A 21710-nucleotide genomic window follows, 5' to 3' on the forward strand; every position below is an offset into this window, starting at 1 on the left:
GATTATGGCACAATTCCCCTTCCTTTTGTATTTGCTAAAAGGATTATTCTTTTCTACTACCTTTGTATTAATAGAGTACGAGCCAATGGTTTGGGTCCTAAATCCAGCTGGTTTTATCCACAAAATCACCCATATATTGTCACCCGTTTGTCACTCTATCAACCCATGATTATAGTAAACTTAAATTATTAACACACAACTTACATTTTATTGTGAATATATTCACAAACTAACAACCTATTTTAAGAGGTGAAATTATGAAATATGATTTAGTTCTCCTTCACGCACCCAGTGTGTACGACTTTAGGAAAAATTCTTTGCTTGCAGGCCCAATAAGTGATGTTGTCCCATCATCACCTGTGTTTGAAATGTATCCCATTGGACTGACAAGCATTGCGGATTACCTTGAAAGATATGGCCTGCGGGTAAAGATTATCAATATTGCCAATCGGATGCTGATGAATTCATCATTTGATGTCGAAGCAAAATTAAGCAAAATCCAAACAAAAGCGTTCGGGATTGACCTTCACTGGCTCCCGCATGCACATGGAAGTATTGAACTTGCTAAAATAGTAAAAACCCTTCATCCCCAAACACCCATTATTTTTGGCGGGTTATCAGCCACCTATTATCATAAAGAGTTAATTGACTATCCCTTTATCGACTTTGTTATGCGTGGCGACTCTACCGAACAGCTGATGCTTCTCCTGATGAACAAAATAGAGGCAGGGAGCACCCACTATGCTGACATACCCAATTTAACCTGGAAAAAAGGCAGCGAGTACGGTTACAATCCAATTACGTATGTACCAAAGGATTTAGATGATATTGACGTACCTGGCTATCGCTACACCATTCGCTCCGTTTTCAAATACCGAAATTTCCTTGATCCGCTTCCTTATAACGGCTGGCTTCAATATCCTAACACAGCGCTGTTAACGGCAAGAGGATGTACACAAAACTGTTTGATTTGCGGAGGCTCAAGAGAAGCCTATGATCAAAACTGTAACCGCAATTCACTTGCCCTACGATCACCGAAAAAGCTGGTAGAGGACATTCAATTTATTTCGCGGTTTAGCCGGGCACCCATATTCATTCTTCATGATCTTCGGCAGGGTGGTCGTGAATATGTAAAAGAGTTCTTTAAACGTCTTAAAACAATAAACCTAAAAAATGAAATCGTCTTTGAGCTGTTCCAGTATGCTGACGAAGAATTTTTCAAGCAAATGAATGAATGTGTGCCTAAGTATAGTATTGAAATCACCCTTGAAACACATGATGAGAAAATTAGGCGTTACAATGGGAAATTCAGTTGCACCAATGAAAAGGTCATAGACACCCTTAACTTTGCTCTAAAGAATGGCTGCAAAAAAATCGATTTATTCTTCATGGTGGGGATCCCTGGACAGACCTACCAAAGTGCCATAGAAAACATCGATTTCTGTGAAACGATTCATCTTGCTTGCCAAAAGGACCCAAGAGTCTATTACTTTGTGGCGCCGCTTGCTCCATTCCTAGATCCTGCAAGCCCGGCTTTTGAACATCCAGAGCTTCATGGCTATAAAAAATTCTGCCACACCCTTGAAGATCACCGCAAAGCGATCACTCAGCCTTCCTGGAAGCATATGCTTAGCTATGAAACAAAAGATATGACCAGGGATGATATTGTGAATGCAACCTATGAATCTGCTAATAAATTAAATGAGTTCAAACTACAATACAATCTAATTGACCAAGAAGGATATCAAGAAATCAAAGAAAAAATTGAGAAATCAATGGCCTATATAGAAAAAATCGACCATGTGTTAGCCCTACCTAAAAAAGATCAAGCAGCGGAATTGGTTAAAATTCAAAAGGAGATTGAAGAGTTAAATAAGTACAGTATTTGCGGAAAGAATGAGTTAAAGTGGGAAGTTCAAAAGAATTATGCTAATTTCTTTTCACTCGCATTAGTGGGATTAGAGCAGCTTTATCAGGATTACTCTAATATCATTCGAAATAAAGTAAGTCCGAAACAACGGTTTCAATTTAAACTGGATACAGAGCGTCAGAAGTTGAAAGTATAAAGAAAAAAAGGGGATGGTCCCCTTTTTTTCTTTTAATGTCCGCCCAAGTAGGCAGCTCTTATTTGGTCACTTTGACTAAGCTCTTCAGCCGTACCGGAAGCGACAATTTTTCCTGTTTCAATGACATAAGCACGATCGGCAATAGATAAAGCCATATTCGCATTTTGCTCTACTAATAAAATCGTCGTCCCCGTTTGATTAATTTCTTCGATGATCCTAAAAATTGTTTTTACTAACAGTGGGGCAAGCCCCATGGATGGCTCGTCTAATAACAAAAGACGCGGCCTAGCCATTAATGCACGACCCATCGCGAGCATTTGCTGCTCACCACCTGAAAGCGTTCCAGATTGCTGCTTTCGGCGCTCCTCCAGTCGCGGGAAAAGCTGATACACTTTTTCAAAATCCTCGCGAATGCCTTTTTTATCTTTTCGTAAATAGGCTCCTAATTCCAAGTTTTCCTCAACGGACATATTTTGAAATACACGACGGCCTTCAGGAACCTGGGAAATTCCTCGCTTTACGATCGATTGGGCAACCTTCCCAGCCACATGCTCATTTTCAAACACAATTTCTCCGTTTTTTGGCTTCAGGAGTCCTGAGATCGTTTTTAAAAGCGTACTTTTACCAGCACCATTTGCTCCGATCAGTGTAACGATTTCTCCTTGATTGATCTCGAGGGAAACTCCCTTCAATGCATGAATATTCCCGTAATAGACATTCATATCCTTTATTTTCAGCATATTAAGAGACCTCCTCGCCAAGATACGCTTCGATGACTTTTGGATTATTTCTGATTTGTTCTGGTGTACCTTCAGCAATCAATTGACCATGGTCAAGGACATAGATCCGTTCGCAAACTCCCATAACAAGAAGCATATCATGTTCAATTAAAAGAATCGTCAATGAAAATTTCTCACGTATTAAGGCGATTAAATTCATTAATTCTTCGGTTTCTTGTGGGTTCATCCCAGCCGCCGGTTCATCCAACAGCAATAGCTTTGGATTGGCAGCCAATGCCCTGGCAATTTCTAGACGCCGCTGCTGTCCATACGGTAAGTTCTTTGCCTTCTCATGCAATACTTCATCAAGCTTAAAGATTTTTAAGAATTCAATTGCCTTTTCTTCCATCTCCTTCTCACCAGAAAAGTGAGAGGGTAGGCGAAGTATGGAGCTAATAATGGAATGCTTAGACAAAGAATGATAAGCAACCTTAACATTATCAAGTACAGATAATTCACTAAACAAACGGATATTTTGGAAGGTCCGGCTGATTCCCTTTTTTGTAATCCGATAAGGAGCTAGACCGTTCAATTTATCTCCCTCTAATGAAATGCTTCCTTCAGTCGGAACATACACACCAGTTAGCAGGTTAAAGAAGGTTGTTTTTCCGGCACCGTTTGGGCCAATTAAACCGACAAGTTCACCCTGTTTTAATTCTAGGTTTACATCAGACACTGCCTTCAATCCGCCAAATCGGATGCCTGCATTTTCAACCTTAAGCAACTGTGTTTTTGCTGCCATGCTGTACTCCTCCTTTAGCGGATTTACTAGATTTAAAGAATGAAGTAATCTCTTTTGTGCCCATTAATCCTTGTGGACGGTAAAGCATCATTACGATTAAGACTAAACTATAGATGACCATCCTTACCTCTGGATAATTTTGAAGATAGGTAGAGATGATAGTCAACAGGACGGTAGCAATCACTGCCCCAGACATACTGCCCAAGCCACCCAATACAACAAAAATTAAAATATCAAACGACTTTAAGAACCCAAAATTCGTTGGTTGGATAATGTAGAAATTGTGGGCAAATAACGCACCCGCGATTCCTGCGAAAAAGGCACCCAGCGCAAAGGCTGCGACTTTATAATAAGTAGTATTGATTCCCATCGCATCGGCTGCAATCTCATTCTCTCTAATGGAGATACAAGCTCGTCCATGTGTAGAGTTGGTGAAGTTTGCAATCACAATAATCGTTAGTAGGACACAACCAATCACCCATGGCCATGTGGTTAAATGGGAGACAGTCATCCCGCTAGCTCCGCCAACATAATCAATATTTAAAAAGACAATCCGAACAATTTCTCCAAAACCAAGTGTAGCAATGGCTAGATAATCTCCTCTTAACCTAAGTGTAGGGATCCCAATGATGAGACCAGCTACCGCTGCCACTAATCCTCCCGTTATTAATGCGACTGGAAATGGCAGGCTTAATTTCATGGTCATAATCGCAGACGCATAGGCACCCACTGCGAGAAACCCCGCATGTCCAATCGAAAACTGACCCGTAATCCCGATAATTAAGTGAAGACTGACCGCTAAAATAATGTTAATACCCATGAAAAAGAGCGTATTCACATAAAATTGGTTAAGTGTTCCACCCGTAATTAAAAATTGCATCACGACTGAAAAAATAACGGCTAAAACGATAGAAGTCCAAAAAAACTTTGCCCGTTTAAAAATAGTCATCGTAGAAGCCTCCCCCTATACCTTTTCCCTGACATTTTTACCAAATAAGCCTGCTGGTTTGAAAATTAAAATTAAGATTAGGACAATGAATGCAACTCCATCACGCCATAAAGAATAGCCTGCCGCACTAACAAACGCTTCAATTGTACCTAAAACTAACCCGCCTGCCATCGCTCCAGGAATAATTCCAATTCCGCCTAAAACAGCAGCAACAAAGGCTTTCAGTCCTGGGATAATCCCCATCAGCGGTTCAATCTTTGTATAATACATTCCAAAAATAACCCCAGCTGCACCTGCTAGAGCAGATCCGATAGCGAAGGTAGCAGAAATAGTGTTATTTACGTTAATCCCCATCAATCTTGCCGCATCCATATCATGAGAAACAGCACGCATCGCTTTTCCAATTTTCGTTTTATGAACAATGAATTGAAGAAGAATCATTAAGACTATGGATGTTCCTAGAATAAGGATGGATTGTCCACTAATTTTTACACCAAACACATCTAAGCTCTTGATTGGGACCAAATTACTTGGATATGCTTCTGGCTGTGCACCCCGTGCATAAATCGTCCCATATTCGATAAACAAGGACACCCCAATGGCTGTAATCAGAGCTGCAATCCTCGTCGCGTTCCGTAAAGGCTTGTACGCAATCCGTTCAATTAGCACCCCAAAAATTGCACACGCTACCATGGAAATTACTAAGGCAGGAAAAAATCCTAAATCTAAAATAGTAATAGAATAAAAGCCTATAAATGCACCTACCATGAAGACGTCCCCATGGGCAAAGTTAATCAGTTTAACGATACCGTATACCATTGTGTAGCCTAGGGCGATTAACGCATAAATGCTCCCCAAGGAAATTCCGTTGACTAATTGCTGTATAAATTGTTCCATGTTCAAACACTCCCTTAAAAGGACTTCAACTATCTCTTAAAATGGGAATAGGGAGACATCTATTCTCCCTATTCATTTGCCCATTATAAAATTGATTAAGGATTTACCTTTACTTTAAATTGTTGTTCACCATTTACGTATTCAAGGATAACAGCAGCCTTGATTGGATCGTGATTTTTATCAAGCTTCATCTTTCCTGATACAAGCTCAAGTCCATCTGTTTCTGCAAGTGCCTTCTGAATTTTCTTAGAATCACTGCTTCCTGCGCGCTTAATAGCATCCGCAATAAAGTACACAGTATCATAGCCTAAAGCGTTGAAGGCATCTGGTGATTTGCCATCATATTTCGCTTTGAATGCAGTAACAAAGTCTTGTACCTTCTTGTCACTATCACCTGATGAATAGTGGTTAGTAATAAACGTATTCTTTAATGGATCCGCGCCGCCAGCAATTTTTACTAGAGTAGGAGAATCCCAGCCGTCTCCACCCATAAGTGGTACATTTAGACCAATTTCGCGAGCTTGCTTAATGATTAGGCCCACTTCTTCATAGTAACCAGGAATGAAGACATATTCTGGATTCGCCGCTTTGATATTTGTTAAAGTAGCATGGAAATCTGTATCCTTTGCCACGTATGCTTCTTCTTTTACAATTTTCCCACCATTTGCCTTAAATGCCTTCTTGAACGCATCTGCAAGTCCTTTTGCATAGTCACTTGAGCTGTCAATAAGGATCGCCGCATTCTTCACCTTCAATTCTTTTGCTGCAAAGTTCGCTGCAACCGTACCTTGGAATGGGTCAATAAAGCATGTACGGAAAACAAAGTCACTTACTTTTCCATCTTTATTTGTAATAGTAGGGTTTGTACCTGTTGGCGTAATTAATGGAATCTTATTGTCCTGTGCAATTTGTACTTGTGCAAGCGTATTTGTGCTTGTTGCCGCTCCGATAATCGCTGCAACCTTGTCTTGTGTGGCCAATTTAAGTGCACCACTTGTTGCTTCTGATGCCTCTGATTTATTGTCAAACGTAACAAGTTTTAGTTTCTTACCATCAATGCCTTTTTTATTGATTTCTTCAATCGCAAGATCGATACCTTCTTTTTCTGATTGACCGTAAGAAGCTACTCCGCCTGACAGCTCAAGGTTGGCTCCAATTTTAATTGTATCTCCTCCACCATCACCACTAGTAGTAGAGTTACATCCTGCCATTACGCCTGCAGCTACCATAAATGACATAAAAACACCAGCTAATTTTTTCTTTCTCATGGCTTTACCCCCTGTTTTTTTAAAAAATTTTCCCAAGATAGTTATGCTACTGTTTGCAATAAAGATAATATTCTGAAAACATTGTACATAATATTTGGAGGTTCGTCTAGTAGTAAAGTCCATTATTTTAAAATAATTTTGAAAATAAAGAAAATTAATCCGTTCCTGTCCTTAAAGGCTTTATTTCAGTAAAGTGGATAGAAAATTACTTTTAAATTGAAAGTAAAGCAGCAAATGAATTATTTTGTCTAAATATGATTCTTTCCTCTGCTAAAGTGAAAAAGAGATTCCTGTAAGGGAATCTCCTTCTTCTAATTATTATACTAATTCTTTCTTTTTGGTTTCCTTTCCCAAAACGAAAACGGCCAATGCACCAATAAGGATTGAAATACAGAAGATTGTAAAGATCGTGGAAATCGATACTTTTTGTGCAACGAGATTTCCTACTAACAATGGTCCTAAAACGCCGCCAATTCGTCCAAAGGAAGCTGCCATTCCTGTTCCTGTTCCACGAATAACCGTTGGGTATTGTTCTGGAGAATACGCGTACAGACCACCCCAAGCCCCGAGGTTAAAGAAGGATAACAGAATGCCCGCTGTCATTAACAGTGCCGTCGACTCGGCTGTTCCAAAGAAGTACGCACTAACGGCCGTTCCAACTAAATAAACAACTAATACAAACTTACGACCAAATTTTTCAATAAACCAGGCTGCTGTAAAATAACCTGGTAATTGAGCAATTGTCATGATCAAGACATATTCAAAGCTTTTAATTAAGCTAAATCCTTTCATGACCATAACACTTGGCAGCCATAAAAACATTCCATAATAAGAGAAGACCACACAAAACCAGACAATCCATAACATAGCTGTTTGGCGTCCATATTCTTTAGACCATAGTTTAGTAAAGCTCTGCCAAGCAGATATTTTTTCCGTTTTCTTCATTGCTTCAAAACGGGGGGAGTCCGGTAGACCCATTCGCAAATAAAGTGCATAGAAAGCAGGAAGAGCGCTAATAAATAAAGCTACCTGCCAGCCAAACTTTGGAATTACGAAATACGAAATGATGGCTGCAATCAACCAACCGCCTGCCCAAAAGCTTTCCAACAGTACAACAATCCTGCCACGTTTTTCAACGGCGACACTTTCTGATACGAGAGTAGAGGCTACTGGAAGCTCCCCGCCCAACCCCGCACCAATTATAAACCTAAACACTAAAAAGACAGCTAATGTGGAAGCAAATGCGGATGCTCCACTACCGACTGAAAATAACAATAAGGTAATAATAAAAACATTTTTCCTTCCAATTCGGTCAGCCATTAAGCCAAAGATAAGTGCCCCAACAGCCATACCAATCGAGTTAATGCTCCCAATCCAGCCCATTTGTTCAGGTGTTAACTCCCATTCCACCTTTAAGGCAGCAATAATGAAGGAAAGCATCCCCACATCCATGGCATCAAACATCCAGCCCATCCCGGCGATTCCGAGCAGCCTTCTTTCTGATATTTCTTTTTTGTTTTTCATATTGTTCCCCCTATGTTAATACCTGCACTTACATTATTCCCCAAATCATATTTATTTAGGTATAAAATGTAATCTAGTAATCAACTGTATTCTAACAGGTGTCTTTACAGTTGTCACCACTAAAAATACAAAAGGGAACAATTCTCTACAAAAAAATAAGAGAGAATGCATCAAGCACTCTCTCTTACTCTAGTAATTATTTAATCCAAGCTCCGTCTTTACCTAACTTATAACCGTTGATTACGGTATCAGCAGCCATTACACCGTTACTGTATAGGTAATACCACTTGTTAGATACTTTCACCCAGCCAGTAGCCATTGCACCGCTAGCTTTTAAATAGTACCATTTGCCATCGACTTTTACCCAGCCAGTTAACATATCGCCGTTAGCTGACATGAAGTACCAAACACCATTAACTTTTGTCCAGCCTGTTACCATCTTACCAGTAGTTGGATATAGATAGTACCAGTTTTTACCAGACTTAACCCAACCTAGTTTAGCTGAACTATTTGTTAGATAGTACCAATTGTTTCCATCTTTCACCCAAGTGTTACCAGTTACCCATGCACCACTATTTCCAAGAATATAATTCGTCTTACCTTCTTTTAATAGACCAGTTACCATTGCACCAGACTTTTTGTCAAGGAAGTACCACTTGCCTCCAACTTTTACCCATCCAGTTTGCATTGCACCTGATTTGTCAAGGAAGTACCACTTACCGTCATCGTTTACCCAGCCAGTTTGCATTGCACCTGAATTATCAAGGAAATACCACTTGCCATCTTTCACCCAACCAGTTACCATTGCACCTGATTTATTAAAGAAATACCAGTTACCGCTGATGTAATTCCAGCCAGTTACTTTATCACCTGTTGTATTAAAGTAATACCATACACCGTCAATTTGTGCCCAACCAAAGTTGCTGATAGTTACAGAGAATGGAGATTGATTCCCGTTATCGTCTGCAACGACACCATTCAAAGTTGTAATACCTGCACTGCTAAGAACTCCATTTAACATAACAACTGGAAGCATAGTAGCAGCTTCTTCCGGAACAGTAACACCAAGTCTCGCTGCCCAGTTAATTACTTTCTCTTCATCTAATGTTGCTACGTGATTAACAAACTTTACATCTGATAGATCAGAATAAAAAGCAGATGATCTTGAGAAGATTGATACAGTTGTTGCTGTATTAGAATTCAATTCGATTGATTGAAGCAACGCATCATAATCAAAACCAGCTAAGTTTACATTAAACTTGTTTGTGCCTGTTTTTGTTGCATTTAATACTTTCCCATCAACAGTTAATGAGAAGCTGTTTACGTTAACAGGTGTACCTTTAGAAACATTTAATAGTTTAGTTGCACTTAACTCTAAATTTAAATTTTCCTGCTTAGTACCAAAATCAACTACTGCTTGACCCATAACTTTGTTGTTCACAGGGAACAAGAACTCACGCACTGTGCTAAGAGCTACACCATCTTGCTGTGAATCTACTTCACCCAAAAGGTCTGCTACTGAAAATTCCACTTTATTATTTACAATCGGAAGAGCTTCTTCTGGAAACAATAATGCTCCAGCAACATCATTAGCTGTGATTGTTTTTGCTCCATTTGGAGTCTCGATGGAAATCTTCTCCACCTTGTCTGTTTCTTTTAAATTATACTGTTTTTCCAGATCATCAATATTAACAACGATTTGGTTGCTACTACTGTTAACCTTGTATTCTTTTCCACTAATAGTAACAGTTGCACTATACGTAGAAGCAGCTTGTACTGCATTCTGCGGAAGTACTGCTACCAATAACAAGAAAAGAAGACTTGTAATTGCTAGAACTTTCTTCAATATAATCCTCCTGACGAATCTATGTATTTTTCAAAAATCTGCTAGCTTGCTAGCGAACTAAAGAAATAATACTATTATTTTACATAAAAATACCATATATGACAATAATTTTAGACTATTTATCCTATTTAAAAACAATATTAATTAATATGTGACATTGCTTGATTCATAAGCGTACTTCTTCTTTGGCTTTTCACACTCACATAATGGCTTTTAATCGGGGCAGCCACCTTAGCACTGTAGCCTGAATTTTCCAATTCTTTTACAAGAGCATTATAAATATAGTAAAATGAATTATCGGTAGCAGCCTCGAGATTCTTTGCTGCACCCGTATATTTTGAATAAAAGTAGAAGTAAGAAATATCTTCTCCATTTGCCTTCTTTGATTGATATTCACTAAATGCATAGGAGAGGAGATTATTCAGCTTACCATCTGCCTGACCTTCAAGGTTTTCAAATACCGGTTGATACTTTGCCATGATGTCAGCTACTGTTAATTTTTTTGGTTTTACAACGGCTGATGCTGGCTTGTTGCTAGTAGAAACAGCATTCGTCTTATTAGCTACCGCTGTTGCTGCACTAGCATTTTCACCTGTTTGATTCGTACTTTGGCCAATATTTTCTTCGCCTCGGGTCGGATCTACCGTGCTATTTTCATCAGGTAATTGAATCTGGTAATCACTTTTCACAATTTCTTCTACTTTTGTATCAGCTGTTTTATATTCCTTTACATTTAGAAAATAATAAAGGGCTCCGCCACCGGTGGCTAACACTAAAACAAAGATACTTAAAAAAACCTTCCATTTTTTCACAATCGTTCCACCTTTGTTTTTCATTAAAATATTCATATCTACATTATCATAATTTGGTATTTGAGCGACAAATTTTTTACAAACTGGAAAATTTTACGACATTTTTCACTCTAATTCTCACTGTTTTTATTGACGAGTAGGCATTTTTATCTATATATTTAACTACTAGATAAATAGAGAAGGAAGTAACCTCTAAAACAATTAACATGTTTTTTGAGAGAAGAAACGAGGATTCATATGAAAAGAGGATTCAAACAACTATTTGGAGCAGGATTAACTGCCGTTTTCATCACTCTTTGGGCACCAGGCATTCCTGCAAAAGCAATGGAAGAAGAGCCGCCAAACCTTCAAATGGCCGTTATGAGTGATGTACATATTGATAACAATAAACCAAACAATCATTTTAAGCAGGCATTAACTGACCTGATGGGCGTTGCCCCTGATTATGATGCCATTGCTATTGTGGGAGACATGACGAATAGCGGACTAGATCCTGACTATCGACTCTTTAACCAAATCCTTCAAACCTATAAAAATCCATCTGCCGAGCAGCTGCTATCCATGGGCAATCATGAATATTTCGAATCCGACCTAGATAAAAACTCTCCATTAACGGACGAAATGCTGCAAGCTAGATTCATGAACTATACCAATGAGTCCCTTCCTAACATTTATTATGATAAGTGGATTAAAGGCTATCATTTCATCTCCTTAGCTGGGGAACTTTCACCTAGATCGTTACTTGCCTCTAGCCCCAATCCACAGGCAAGGGATTGGGCCTATATTTCTGACCAACAGTACGAGTGGCTAGAACAAACCCTGGCGATTAATGCGTCTAGCAACAAACCTATTTTTGTTTTTTTACATCAGCCTATTACTAATACCGTGTATGGAAGTATTAATTGGGGTGCAGGATTAGATAGCGAAAGATTACTAGCTATTTTACAAAAATATCCTCAAGTAATCCTGTTTTCAGGACATTCTCATTTTCTATTAAATCATCCAAAGAGTATCTATCAAGATGGCTTTACTATGGTTAATACCAGTTCTGTGCAGTACACCTGGTATGAAGGAGGCATCGTATCTAACCTTTCTCAAGGATACTTAGTCAATGTATATGATGATCGCGTGGAACTGATGGCTCGTGAATTCAGTAATGATACTTGGATTCGGACGGTCTCCATCCCTATTCCATATCGAGAAGCACCTAAAGATATCACAAACCCATCCTTTACAGGTAATTCAGGTCTAGCTGTATCAAATTTGGGGACAACAAGTTGTACGCTTTCGTGGAATCAAGCGGAAGATGATTCAGTGGTTGACCGCTATACCATCAAAGAAGCTGGGCAAGTCATTCAAACGGTTTATTCAAGATTTTGGCAGCCCGATGAAAAAGTGTCTGTTACTCTAAACAATTTAGCTCCAGATTCGGCTCATCTCTACGAAATCTACGCCATGGACGCCTATGAAAACATAAGTACAAATCCTATAAAAGTTACTGTGACCACCAACCCTTTATTAGGTTGGTACCAAAAGGACCATATCTGGTATTACTATACAAGTGAAGGGACTAAACATGTTGGATGGATGTTGGACCAGAACCACTGGTATTACTTTGATTCAACGGGAGCTATGAAAACTGGTTGGGTATTCATTAATGGCCGCTGGTATGACTTTGATACAAACGGTAGGATGAAAACAGGCTGGGTAAAGGAAGGAAGCGCTTGGTATTATTTAGAACCAAGTGGTGCCATGAAAACAGGGTGGCTCTTCAGTGGGCACAAATGGTACTTCCTTAATACAAATGGTGCCATGAAAACAGGGTGGCTTTACAATAATAATAACTGGTACTATCTAGATAGTTCAGGAGCCATGAAAACAGGGTGGCTAGCCCTGGGGAATAAATGGTATTACCTTAAGAATGATGGCACCATGGTGACCAATTGGTATTCTATGGCTGGAAAGTGGTATTACTTTGCGTCAAGTGGAACATGGATACAATAAATGAAAGAGGCTGACAAATAAGTCAGCCTCTTTGGTCCGAATAACTTTGTGAATAGTCTAATTGCGGCGCCTATCCCTCTACATTTTTAAACTGGTTATAAAACATTTGATGGTATCTACCTTGTGCCTTTAATTGTTCATCATGGCTGCCTTTTTCAATAATCTCACCATGATCAATTACCATGATGGTATCGGCATCGCGAATAGTATTCAAGCGGTGGGCAATGATAAAGCTGGTTCGATTCTCCATCAAAGATAACAAGGCCGCTTGTATATGGAGTTCTGTTCTCGTATCAATACTACTTGTCGCTTCATCTAAAATGAGTAGCGATGGCTTAGCTAGGATCACTCTTGCAATCGCCAATAATTGCCGCTGCCCTTGACTCAAATTTCCGCCATTTTCTGAGAGAACCGTTTTATACTGATTCGGTAAACGTTTAATAAAGGCATCCGCATTCGCCATTTTGGCTGCCTGCTCCACTTCTTCATCCGTTGCATCCGGTTTCCCATACTTAATATTTTCCTTAATCGTGCCAGAAAACAAATACGTATCCTGCAGCACAAACCCAAAGCATTTCCTTAGGCTATCTCTTGTATATTCACGAATATCCCGGCCATCAAGGAGGATTCTTCCACTCGTCACATCGTAAAATCGGGTTAGCAGATTCACAATGGTTGTTTTGCCTGCACCCGTTGGTCCAACCAAGGCTGTACTGCTGCCAATCTGAGCTTCAAAGCTGACATTTTTTAAAATAAGAACATCAGGCCGATACCCAAAGCTGACATTTTCAAATACCACATGTCCCCTTGGGTTCTCTAATGGCACTGCAGTTGGTAGATCTTTAGGCTCCTCTTGCTCATCCATAACCTCAAACACACGTTCAGCCCCCGCCACACCTGACTGTAGGATATTAAAAATATTAGCTAGGTCATTTAATGGTCTAACAAATTGCCTTGAATAGGTGATGAAGCTGGCAATCGCTCCAATCGTAATCAGGCTTTTCACAGCAAGAACACCGCCAATCACAGCCACGATGGCAAACCCAAGATTGTTGATGACGTTCATAATAGGCATAAGGAAGCCCGACCAAATCTGAGCTTTTAAGCCCACCGCACGAAGCTTTTCATTAACGTCATCAAACTCCTCAATCACCTTTTCCTCATGATTAAAGGCTTTGACGACTTCAATTCCTGAAATTGTCTCCTCGATATGACCATTTAACCTACCAAGCTGTATTTGTTGATTTTTAAATAAAACACTGGTTCTTTTCGCAATTGTTCTTGTCAACAAGAAAACAAGCGGAACTGTTAGTAAACTAGCTACCGTTAACAAGGGACTCAAAATTAACATCATAATCAAGGACCCAGTGATAATCATTAGACCCGACATGAGCTGTGTCGTTGACTGGGAAATGGTATTACTCACATTATCGACATCATTGGAAAGTCTGCTCATTAGCTCGCCGTGCGTCCTGGAGTCGAAGAAGGAGACGGGCAGCTTTTGCAGCTTTCCAAACAGTGAGGCCCTCAAACGTTTCACCACTCGTTGAGCCACTTCAGCCATCAGCCAGCCTTGTGAAAAAGTGAGGAGGGCATCCCCGACATACGCAAAGATAAGCACAATAATTATCACTTCAAGTAGGCTAAAATCTACTTTCCCAGACCTTAGTGTCATGGCATCCACGGCTTTTCCAATCAGAAAGGGGGCAAGGAGCATCAAGACTGAATCAATTAGGATAAAAGTAAAAATTAGGGTAAGCATTTTCCGCTCGTTCCCAAAGTACTCCCAAAGTCGTTTCAATGTTCCTTTGAAATTCTTTGGCTTGACCACAGGACCGCGGCGATGGCCACCGCCTACACCAACTGGTCGAATCGGCGGCGGGGTAGGGGCACTGTTCCCGGTTTGTTCATTTCCTTGTGACATTCTACAACCCCTCCTTGCCGATTTGTGACTGGTAGATTTCTTGATACACTTTACACGTTCCGATCAATTCCTGATGGGTCCCCACACCGACAAGTTCGCCATTATCTAGAACGACAATTTTATCGGCATCCATAATGGACGTAATTCGCTGAGCAATGAGCAAGCAGGTAAGACCTTTAGCATACTTCTTCAATGCGGCTTTGATTTTCGCTTCTGTTGCCACGTCAACCGCACTTGTACTATCATCCAGAATTAAAATCTCGGGCTGTTTGATTAGGGCTCGTGCAATCGAAATCCGCTGTTTCTGCCCGCCGGAAAAATTTACCCCGCCCTGGCCAATTCTCGTTTCGTAGCCTTCAGGGGATGCCGCAATAAAGTCATGAGCACCCGCCATCGTCGCTGCCGTTTCCATTTCCTCCCCGGTAGCATCCTCTTTGCCCCAGCGAAGGTTTTCAGCTATACTCCCTGAAAATAAGATGTTTTTCTGAGGGACAATCGCGATTTTCTCTCGCAATGCCTTGGGGCTCACCCGTTTAATGTCTACACCATCTACTTTAATCGTCCCACCAGTAACATCATAAAAGCGAGGAATCAGGTTGACCAGGGTACTTTTCCCTGAACCGGTTGAACCGATGATTCCAACCGTCTCTCCAGGATGAATGGTAAGATGAATAGCTTTTAGAATCGGTTCACCTTTGGTCCCTTCGTAAGCAAAGGTGACACCTTCAAAATCAATTCTTCCTTTTTCCACAGGCAGTTGACTACCTTCTTGATCCCATGTAAAGGATTCTTCTAGTAAAAACACCTCGTCAATTCTTCCTGCGGATGCTTTTGCCCGGACAAACATATTGAAAACCATAGAGATCATCATCAAGGAAAATAAGATTTGTGTCATATAGTTTGTAAAAGCAATGATATGTCCTACCTGAATCTCACCGGAATCAACACCTAATCCGCCGATCCAAAGGACGACAACAATCCCTATATTCACTGTCAGCATAATAGCCGGACTAAACGTAGCCATGAGGCGGCTTGCGGCGATGGATTGATCCTTAAAATGGTCATTTGCTTTGGCAAATTTACCAATTTCCACATCAAAACGATTGAATGCCTTTACCACGCGAACACCAGATAAGTACTCTCTCATAACGGAATTAACCCGGTCCAATGCCTGTTGTACTTTTAAAAAAAGCGGAAATCCCAATCGCAGGTTCAGAATAATCAATAGTGCTACAATCGGTACAACAACCGCTAATACCACTGATAAATGCAGGTTCAGCCGTGTCGCCATAATTAAGCCTCCGATGGCTAAAAGCGGAGCTTTAACAAATATGCGCATCAACCCATTCACAAATACCTGCACCTGTGTTACATCGTTTGTCAGACGGGTAATTAAGGACGCGCGGTCAAACTTATCGAGGTTTCTAAAAGCAAGGGTTTGGATTTTTTTAAATAAGTCGGACCTTAACTCTGTTCCAAAGCTTTGCGAAACGATGCTCGCTAATACACTTCTTGTTGATGCACTGACAGCACCGAACGCCGTGATCAATAGCATCAGCCCGCCCATTTTTAACACATAGTGAAGGTCTCGATTTGCTACACCTTCATCAATAATCTTTGCCATAATCGTCGGCTGCATCAGGTCGCTGATCGCCTCAAAGGTGAGAAATAACACTGCTAAGCAAAAGGTTTTCCAGTATTTCTTTACGTATTTTGACAGAAACTTCATGATTCCACCCCAACATGTCAGCCAACTTTAATAAAGCTATTATAGTTTTGTTCTCCTTTAATAAACAAATAATTAGACTCTAGAAATATTGGGATAAAAAAAGAGACTGGAATGTCAGTCTCTCGTTTAATCATATTATTCTTGAACTGGGCTGAATTCGTGAACCCATACGCGCATTTGCGGCAGCCATGGCATTCCTGGGTGGATGCTTAGGATGGATTGTTTGTATTCTTCCACATTGTTGAAGCCCTCGCGGTGAGCATCCTCGTCTGTTAGTTCACCTAAGCTTTGTGAGTAAACCTTATCAACCACGAATTGGCGGCCTTCTAGGGTCATAATTTCACCTGGATCAGCGTATCTTCCATTTCTGCGTGTCGCTGTCTTTTCTCCTGCTAAAACCTTTTTTACGTCTTCTTCCATTGTCACTAAACGGTCAACGGAACAACTCTTTGGCGGTAATGTTTGATTATCATTCTGTGTCATCAATTTATCCTCCTTTTACCATTTCATTTTCTTATATTAACACTATTGATAAATTAATAAAAGGAAGGGAGAGTTTTACCCGTTTAAATCTCTTTTTTTATAAAAAGCAAATGTACCATAAGTAAGGACCGCAGTGATAATGAGTGATAAAACAACAGATACAGCCTCCAGCCCCTCACCAACCATCATATGCTTTGCTTCGAAATATTTAAAAGGGGTCAGGTATTTAAGCACGTCCAGATCCTCATTTAAATCAATGACAACCGATAGAACAAATGTAAGCAAAAGAATGGCTGTAGCTACGGAAGCCGCTGTTTTTGGCTGCTTTTTAAAGGCAGAGATGGTGCTGCCAATCATCATAAACAGCAGCTGTAAAATAAACATTCCCAGCATTGTTATAGCGATATCTCCGTTTATCTTTTCGCCGTCACTGACCTTTCCGACGATGATCACCGAAGAAGCATACGTTACAAGATTAAAAATAACGATATTCGTTAATGCTGCCAGCAGCTTAGCGGTAATGATCTTTTCCCTCGATACGGGTTTGACAAATAAAAACTCCGAGGTTTTATCCCGTTCCTCTTTTGCAATAATGGTAGCTCCCAGCATCGCTGCATGAATGGTTGCCATCAAGACCAAATATAAAAACAGCATGCCATAATACCCACTTGCCTTGGATAAATCAAAGGCCCCGACCCCCATGATGGCTTGCATTGACTTAGGCATATCTCCCATCAAGTCATTCATCGATTGCCCTGACGAATACAAACTAGAGTATTTATTCATACCTGATGCCACCATGAGGATGACTCCAATGCACCAAAAGATGAGCGATTTTCGGTGAGATTTCAATTCTTTTCGATAAATATTCATGAGTTAACCCCTCCATTTACCTTAAACAGCATGGATATCCTTTTTGGTATAAACAAAATAACTCGCTCCGATGGCCGCCACAACTACAATCAATCCAGTGATCATAAATGATGTTTCATATCCTGAATGTTTCAAAATATAGGCCGTGTCAAAATATTTAAAAGGGGAAAGATACCGTTTTCCTTCCTCTCCCGAAGTCGCACTAAGCATGCCTAAAAAATAGAAGGCAAACACGGTGCTAAGAGATACCGTCAACACAGATTTAATCTTAGGAACGACAACAGAAATAATGATACCAATTGCTAAAAAAATCAGTTGAATAAAAAAGACGGTAAGTGAAAGCAAGATTAGTAGTTTTAAGCTGAAATCCTCCGTCTTCACCTGCGATGCAATGATTGCCGCAGCCGCAATATACACTATATTCGTTAGGACGAGGGACGAGAAGGCTGCCAACAGCTTAGAGGTTACAATCGTTGTCCTTGTAACTGGCTTCGTTAACAGGAAGTCAGCCGTTTTTTCACGTACCTCCTTGCTGATAATGGACGTTCCGAGATTCATAGCCTGAATGGCACCGCAAAGGGTGATAAACGATAAGGCATAACAATAGAATCCGAGAATGGAAAACAAATTTTCCAAATTCAACCCGATTGCTTTCCTTACCCCTTCAGGATAACCTTCCAAAAGCTTCTTGAATTCCTCTGCATCACGCGCAAACGCAGGGAACATAGACATGAACAGCAGGGTAACCAGAATTAACGATACCGTCCAAATAATCGTCGACTTCCGATAGGCTTTTAATTCATGGAAAAAGATATTCATCGTTCCTTACGCCTCCTTTTCATAGTAATGCATAAAGATCTCCTCAAGGTCTGGCTCTTCTATCCAAAGATTCACAATCTCAATATCCGCTATCTTTTTCATGATGGTATTAATATTTCCTTTAAAAATAAAGCTCGTCACATGGTCCTTTACGGTTAAATTATTCACGCCACTGATAGTAAAATAAGCAGGATCCTGTTGGACTTTTGTTTCAACTTTAAACTTTTTGTAGGTATTTTCCTTTAAGGTACTAATCTTTTCGACTGTTACGATTTTGCCTTCTTTAATGATAGCGACTCGATTACATAGTCTCTGAACTTCACTGAGGATATGTGAGGAAAACAGAATCGTCGCACCCTTTTTATTTTCTTCCTCCAGTAATTCAAAGAACTTTTGCTGCATCAACGGGTCGAGGCCGCTTGTTGGTTCGTCTAAGATGATGAGTTTTGGCTCATGGAGCAGCCCCTGTACAATCCCCACCTTCTTTTTGTTTCCTAAGGATAGGTCATCGATTTTTTTATTAAGGTCTAGGTTCATAATCTCGGCTAATTCTTTGATTCTCTTACTGCAATCCTTTTTATAAAAACTAGCTGAATAGTTTAATAGATCTTTTACTTTCATATTGTCATAGTAAAAAACCTCTGATGGAAGATAGCCAATTTCCCGTTTTATTTCCGGGGCAAACTTAATGCAATCCTTCCCAAAGATGGTCGCACTGCCGCTGGTTGGATAAATCAGCGACAGCAGTGTTCGGATGGTGGTTGACTTTCCCGCACCGTTGGGTCCAATGAAGCCAAAAATTTCACCCTCCTCCACATGAAAGCTAATATCGGTGATACCTCGTGATTTGCCATACATCTTTGTCAGATTATTAATTTCAATCACATTCATCGTTACAGCCCCCTATTTATAAAAGCACTTAATTAGTATTTCAAAATATTCTTCTGCTTCCTTTTGGACCTTTTGATAATCGATTTCATAATTAGGTAACAGCTTCGCTTTATATAGCTCCTCGTCACTCAATTTTTCAAAGGTCCAGGTGATAATCTTAAAGATTTTTTGGATATCAATGTCGTCTCTAAACTTGGAAATGTCAATGCCTTCGTAAATTTTTCCGATATTGATATGATTTAGTTCTCTGATTTTCTTTTGCATTTCCGTTTGGATGTCAGCCGAGTCATCCAAATACGCTTTTTCGACGAATTTAAAGATGTTTGGGTATTGGGCTAGGAGTTCCATTTTGATTAAAACAGACTGGCGGATTCTCTGAAAGAAGTCTGTTTCCGATAAGTCAATTTTTTTGTAAAAGTCATCTGTGATGAGTTCCACGCAAGAATCGAATAAAAAGAGAAACAGCTGCTTTTTGTTCTGAAAATAATGAAACAGTAACCCCTTTGAAATGCCTGCTTCCTTCACGATTTCATTGGTTGAAGCAATGCTATATCCCTTCTGAGCAAATTCTTGGATGGCGGCATTAATAATTCGGTTTTGTTTTTCTGAATCAAGATTGAGAAATTTGGAATACATATGTGCGTCCTCCTTGTAACACGTTGACCACTGGAGTCAATTACATTCTACTTCCGTTGACTCAGGTGGTCAATGGTGGTCAACCATTATTTTTTACAAAAATTTGTATTTATTGTGGTAGGCATAGTATGAAGTGTATGGCAGTGGTACGATGCATGGGGTAGGGTTTATTTTTTATGGAGGTGACGTATCATTTGTATGAAGAATAGAGATCACTCATTAACACTCGAAGGGCTAGTTGCCGCTCAGAGCCGTTTAACTGCCAGCCATTCTATGCTTCCTGTTTTATCAGCCAAACAAGCTGCGGTAGAGGCTGGCATTGGTGGAGAGGAGCGGGTTGCTGAGATTTTTCACCGATACTCTTTTTCATTCACCAACCACTTATTCCACGATTTGTCTCCCTCATCAGATGAAAAATTCCAAATGGACACTGTTGCTTTGACTCCTTGGTATGGTGTGGTTTTAGAAGTGAAGAATATTAGTGGGGTCCTGGAGTTCAAGGATAATCCTCCACAGTTGATTCGAACGAGGGAGGATGGGCATCAGGATGGGTTCGAGAGCCCAGTTGTTCAACTAGAGCGTAATCAGGATTTATTGGGGACGTGGCTGCGAGGGAGGAATGTTCGTCTCCCTATTTACGGGTCGGTGGTCCTGGCTTATCCAAAACAAATCGTTTCGGTTCCTCCAGCGAAGACCACACTGTTATTCCCCAACTTGCTTCCTGCTTATATTCGAAGTCTTCCACAGCAAGGAAAGAGGTTAGATCCTGACACATTCCACTGGCTTTCAGCTGAACTTCTCCAAAGTCACCAACCTTTTATCCCAAAGCCCATTTCTGAAGCGTATAGGATTCCGTTGAAGAATTTTAAACCAGGAGTAAGGTGTGGAGTATGCGGCAGGATAGGGATGGTGAAGCTTCCCCGAACTTGGTATTGCCCTTTTTGTGAGGCAACTGATCACCTGGCCCACGAGCGAAACCTAAGGGAGTGGTTTTTGATTTTTAAGAGGACGATCACGAATAGGGAGTGCAGGGAGTTTTTGGGGGTGGATGATATTGACACAGCCAAACGTATTTTGCAGAGCATGGATCTAACGCCTGAAGGGAAAAACAGATACCGTTTATATAGGATAGATCCTAGTAAACTTATTAAGAAACCTTAGTTACCTATTTTAGAGGATGTGCGCTGATTGAAGTGTGTTATCCGCTGATTGGAGCACGTTATCCGCTAATTGAGACACCCTATCCGCCAATGAGATCGCTTTGCGCTGATTAAAACTCGTTATCCGCTGATTGGAGCACGTTATCCGCCAATTGCAACTCGCCATCCGCCAATGAGATCGCTTTGCGCTGATTGGAGCACGTTATCCGCTGATTGGAGCACACCATCCGCCAATTAAAGATCGCAGCACCTAGTCTGGACCGCCACACTTGTTTTGATTTGATGTAACCCCTCCCAGAAAGTGGTAT

At 40.4% G+C, this 21710-nt stretch carries 18 protein-coding genes; 3 read left to right on the forward strand and 15 right to left on the reverse strand.

Annotated elements, in window-relative coordinates:
• Positions 1-257: 257 nt before the first annotated feature.
• Positions 258-2066 carry a TIGR04190 family B12-binding domain/radical SAM domain protein gene (locus tag ABES03_RS07770; protein ID WP_430116588.1) on the forward strand — a complete coding sequence of 603 codons (1809 nt, stop codon included), beginning with the start codon at positions 258-260 and terminating at the stop codon, positions 2064-2066.
• A gap of 32 nt (positions 2067-2098) precedes the next feature.
• Here ABES03_RS07770 and ABES03_RS07775 read toward each other — a convergent pair whose 3' ends face one another.
• The 8 genes from ABES03_RS07775 to ABES03_RS07810 all read right to left on the reverse strand — a co-directional run bounded on the left by ABES03_RS07775 (position 2099) and on the right by ABES03_RS07810 (position 10883).
• Positions 2099-2806: an ABC transporter ATP-binding protein gene (locus ABES03_RS07775; RefSeq protein WP_430116590.1), complete on the reverse strand. Its 708-nt coding sequence runs from the start codon at positions 2804-2806 to the stop codon at positions 2099-2101.
• Between the two features lies 1 nt (position 2807).
• A complete protein-coding gene (locus tag ABES03_RS07780; RefSeq protein WP_430116592.1) occupies positions 2808-3587 on the reverse strand; it encodes an ABC transporter ATP-binding protein in 780 nt (259 codons plus the stop codon).
• Entirely contained in the window at positions 3562-4536 is a 975-nt protein-coding gene (locus ABES03_RS07785) for a branched-chain amino acid ABC transporter permease (RefSeq protein ID WP_430116594.1), read from the reverse strand. Before ABES03_RS07785 ends, ABES03_RS07780 begins: the two co-directional genes overlap by 26 nt.
• Before the next feature lie 15 nt (positions 4537-4551).
• Positions 4552-5433 (reverse strand): branched-chain amino acid ABC transporter permease, encoded by an 882-nt coding sequence (locus ABES03_RS07790; protein WP_308081730.1) that lies wholly within the window; start codon positions 5431-5433, stop codon positions 4552-4554.
• 95 nt (positions 5434-5528) lie between these two features.
• The gene (locus tag ABES03_RS07795) at positions 5529-6701 is read right to left on the reverse strand and encodes an ABC transporter substrate-binding protein (protein WP_430116596.1); all 1173 of its coding nucleotides are present in this window, start codon (positions 6699-6701) and stop codon (positions 5529-5531) included.
• 318 nt (positions 6702-7019) lie between these two features.
• Positions 7020-8225, reverse strand: coding sequence for an MFS transporter (locus ABES03_RS07800; RefSeq protein ID WP_430116598.1), 1206 nt, complete (start codon positions 8223-8225; stop codon positions 7020-7022).
• A gap of 196 nt (positions 8226-8421) precedes the next feature.
• Positions 8422-10071, reverse strand: a complete 1650-nt coding sequence (locus tag ABES03_RS07805) for a hypothetical protein (protein WP_430116600.1) — start codon at positions 10069-10071, stop codon at positions 8422-8424.
• Between the two features lie 140 nt (positions 10072-10211).
• The gene (locus tag ABES03_RS07810; RefSeq protein WP_430116603.1) at positions 10212-10883 is read right to left on the reverse strand and encodes a hypothetical protein; all 672 of its coding nucleotides are present in this window, start codon (positions 10881-10883) and stop codon (positions 10212-10214) included.
• Between the two features lie 237 nt (positions 10884-11120).
• Between ABES03_RS07810 and ABES03_RS07815 the strand changes: the two genes are divergently transcribed.
• Positions 11121-12887, forward strand: coding sequence for a metallophosphoesterase (locus tag ABES03_RS07815; protein WP_430116604.1), 1767 nt, complete (start codon positions 11121-11123; stop codon positions 12885-12887).
• A 70-nt stretch (positions 12888-12957) separates the two neighbouring features.
• On the opposite strand, the gene ABES03_RS07820 is transcribed toward ABES03_RS07815, so the two are convergent.
• The 7 genes from ABES03_RS07820 to ABES03_RS07850 form a co-directional block, all read right to left on the reverse strand.
• The gene (locus ABES03_RS07820; RefSeq protein WP_430116606.1) at positions 12958-14811 is read right to left on the reverse strand and encodes an ABC transporter ATP-binding protein; all 1854 of its coding nucleotides are present in this window, start codon (positions 14809-14811) and stop codon (positions 12958-12960) included.
• 1 nt (position 14812) lies between these two features.
• Positions 14813-16540 carry an ABC transporter ATP-binding protein gene (locus ABES03_RS07825; RefSeq protein ID WP_430116608.1) on the reverse strand — a complete coding sequence of 576 codons (1728 nt, stop codon included), beginning with the start codon at positions 16538-16540 and terminating at the stop codon, positions 14813-14815.
• Between the two features lie 135 nt (positions 16541-16675).
• A complete protein-coding gene (locus tag ABES03_RS07830) occupies positions 16676-17023 on the reverse strand; it encodes an ASCH domain-containing protein (protein WP_430116610.1) in 348 nt (115 codons plus the stop codon).
• Positions 17024-17098: 75 nt separating this feature from the next.
• Positions 17099-17896, reverse strand: a complete 798-nt coding sequence (locus tag ABES03_RS07835; RefSeq protein ID WP_430116612.1) for an ABC transporter permease subunit — start codon at positions 17894-17896, stop codon at positions 17099-17101.
• Between the two features lie 21 nt (positions 17897-17917).
• Positions 17918-18715 carry an ABC transporter permease subunit gene (locus ABES03_RS07840; RefSeq protein WP_430116614.1) on the reverse strand — a complete coding sequence of 266 codons (798 nt, stop codon included), beginning with the start codon at positions 18713-18715 and terminating at the stop codon, positions 17918-17920.
• A 6-nt stretch (positions 18716-18721) separates the two neighbouring features.
• A complete protein-coding gene (locus ABES03_RS07845) occupies positions 18722-19606 on the reverse strand; it encodes an ABC transporter ATP-binding protein (protein ID WP_430116615.1) in 885 nt (294 codons plus the stop codon).
• A gap of 12 nt (positions 19607-19618) precedes the next feature.
• Complete coding sequence (locus ABES03_RS07850) at positions 19619-20242, reverse strand: TetR/AcrR family transcriptional regulator (protein WP_430116617.1); 624 nt, start codon at positions 20240-20242, stop codon at positions 19619-19621.
• A gap of 198 nt (positions 20243-20440) precedes the next feature.
• Here ABES03_RS07850 and ABES03_RS07855 point away from each other — a divergent pair, with 198 nt between their 5' ends.
• Positions 20441-21403 (forward strand): nuclease-related domain-containing protein, encoded by a 963-nt coding sequence (locus ABES03_RS07855; RefSeq protein ID WP_430116619.1) that lies wholly within the window; start codon positions 20441-20443, stop codon positions 21401-21403.
• The last annotated feature ends 307 nt before the right edge of the window (positions 21404-21710 follow it).

The organism is Neobacillus rhizosphaerae (genome assembly GCF_050477885.1).
GTDB classification, from domain to species: domain Bacteria; phylum Bacillota; class Bacilli; order Bacillales; family Cytobacillaceae; genus Neobacillus; species Neobacillus rhizosphaerae_A.

Excerpts from the sequence above, each read along its gene's own strand:
- ABES03_RS07770 (WP_430116588.1), top strand. The coding sequence starts at position 258 with ATGAAATATGATTTAGTTCTCCTTCACGCACCCAGTGTGTACGACTTT.
- ABES03_RS07775 (WP_430116590.1), bottom strand. The coding sequence starts at position 2,806 with ATGCTGAAAATAAAGGATATGAATGTCTATTACGGGAATATTCATGCA.
- ABES03_RS07780 (WP_430116592.1), bottom strand. The coding sequence starts at position 3,587 with ATGGCAGCAAAAACACAGTTGCTTAAGGTTGAAAATGCAGGCATCCGA.
- ABES03_RS07785 (WP_430116594.1), bottom strand. The coding sequence starts at position 4,536 with ATGACTATTTTTAAACGGGCAAAGTTTTTTTGGACTTCTATCGTTTTA.
- ABES03_RS07790 (WP_308081730.1), bottom strand. The coding sequence starts at position 5,433 with ATGGAACAATTTATACAGCAATTAGTCAACGGAATTTCCTTGGGGAGC.
- ABES03_RS07795 (WP_430116596.1), bottom strand. The coding sequence starts at position 6,701 with ATGAGAAAGAAAAAATTAGCTGGTGTTTTTATGTCATTTATGGTAGCT.
- ABES03_RS07800 (WP_430116598.1), bottom strand. The coding sequence starts at position 8,225 with ATGAAAAACAAAAAAGAAATATCAGAAAGAAGGCTGCTCGGAATCGCC.
- ABES03_RS07815 (WP_430116604.1), top strand. The coding sequence starts at position 11,121 with ATGAAAAGAGGATTCAAACAACTATTTGGAGCAGGATTAACTGCCGTT.
- ABES03_RS07820 (WP_430116606.1), bottom strand. The coding sequence starts at position 14,811 with ATGTCACAAGGAAATGAACAAACCGGGAACAGTGCCCCTACCCCGCCG.
- ABES03_RS07825 (WP_430116608.1), bottom strand. The coding sequence starts at position 16,540 with ATGAAGTTTCTGTCAAAATACGTAAAGAAATACTGGAAAACCTTTTGC.
- ABES03_RS07830 (WP_430116610.1), bottom strand. The coding sequence starts at position 17,023 with ATGACACAGAATGATAATCAAACATTACCGCCAAAGAGTTGTTCCGTT.
- ABES03_RS07835 (WP_430116612.1), bottom strand. The coding sequence starts at position 17,896 with ATGAATATTTATCGAAAAGAATTGAAATCTCACCGAAAATCGCTCATC.
- ABES03_RS07840 (WP_430116614.1), bottom strand. The coding sequence starts at position 18,715 with ATGAATATCTTTTTCCATGAATTAAAAGCCTATCGGAAGTCGACGATT.
- ABES03_RS07845 (WP_430116615.1), bottom strand. The coding sequence starts at position 19,606 with ATGAATGTGATTGAAATTAATAATCTGACAAAGATGTATGGCAAATCA.
- ABES03_RS07850 (WP_430116617.1), bottom strand. The coding sequence starts at position 20,242 with ATGTATTCCAAATTTCTCAATCTTGATTCAGAAAAACAAAACCGAATT.
- ABES03_RS07855 (WP_430116619.1), top strand. The coding sequence starts at position 20,441 with ATGAAGAATAGAGATCACTCATTAACACTCGAAGGGCTAGTTGCCGCT.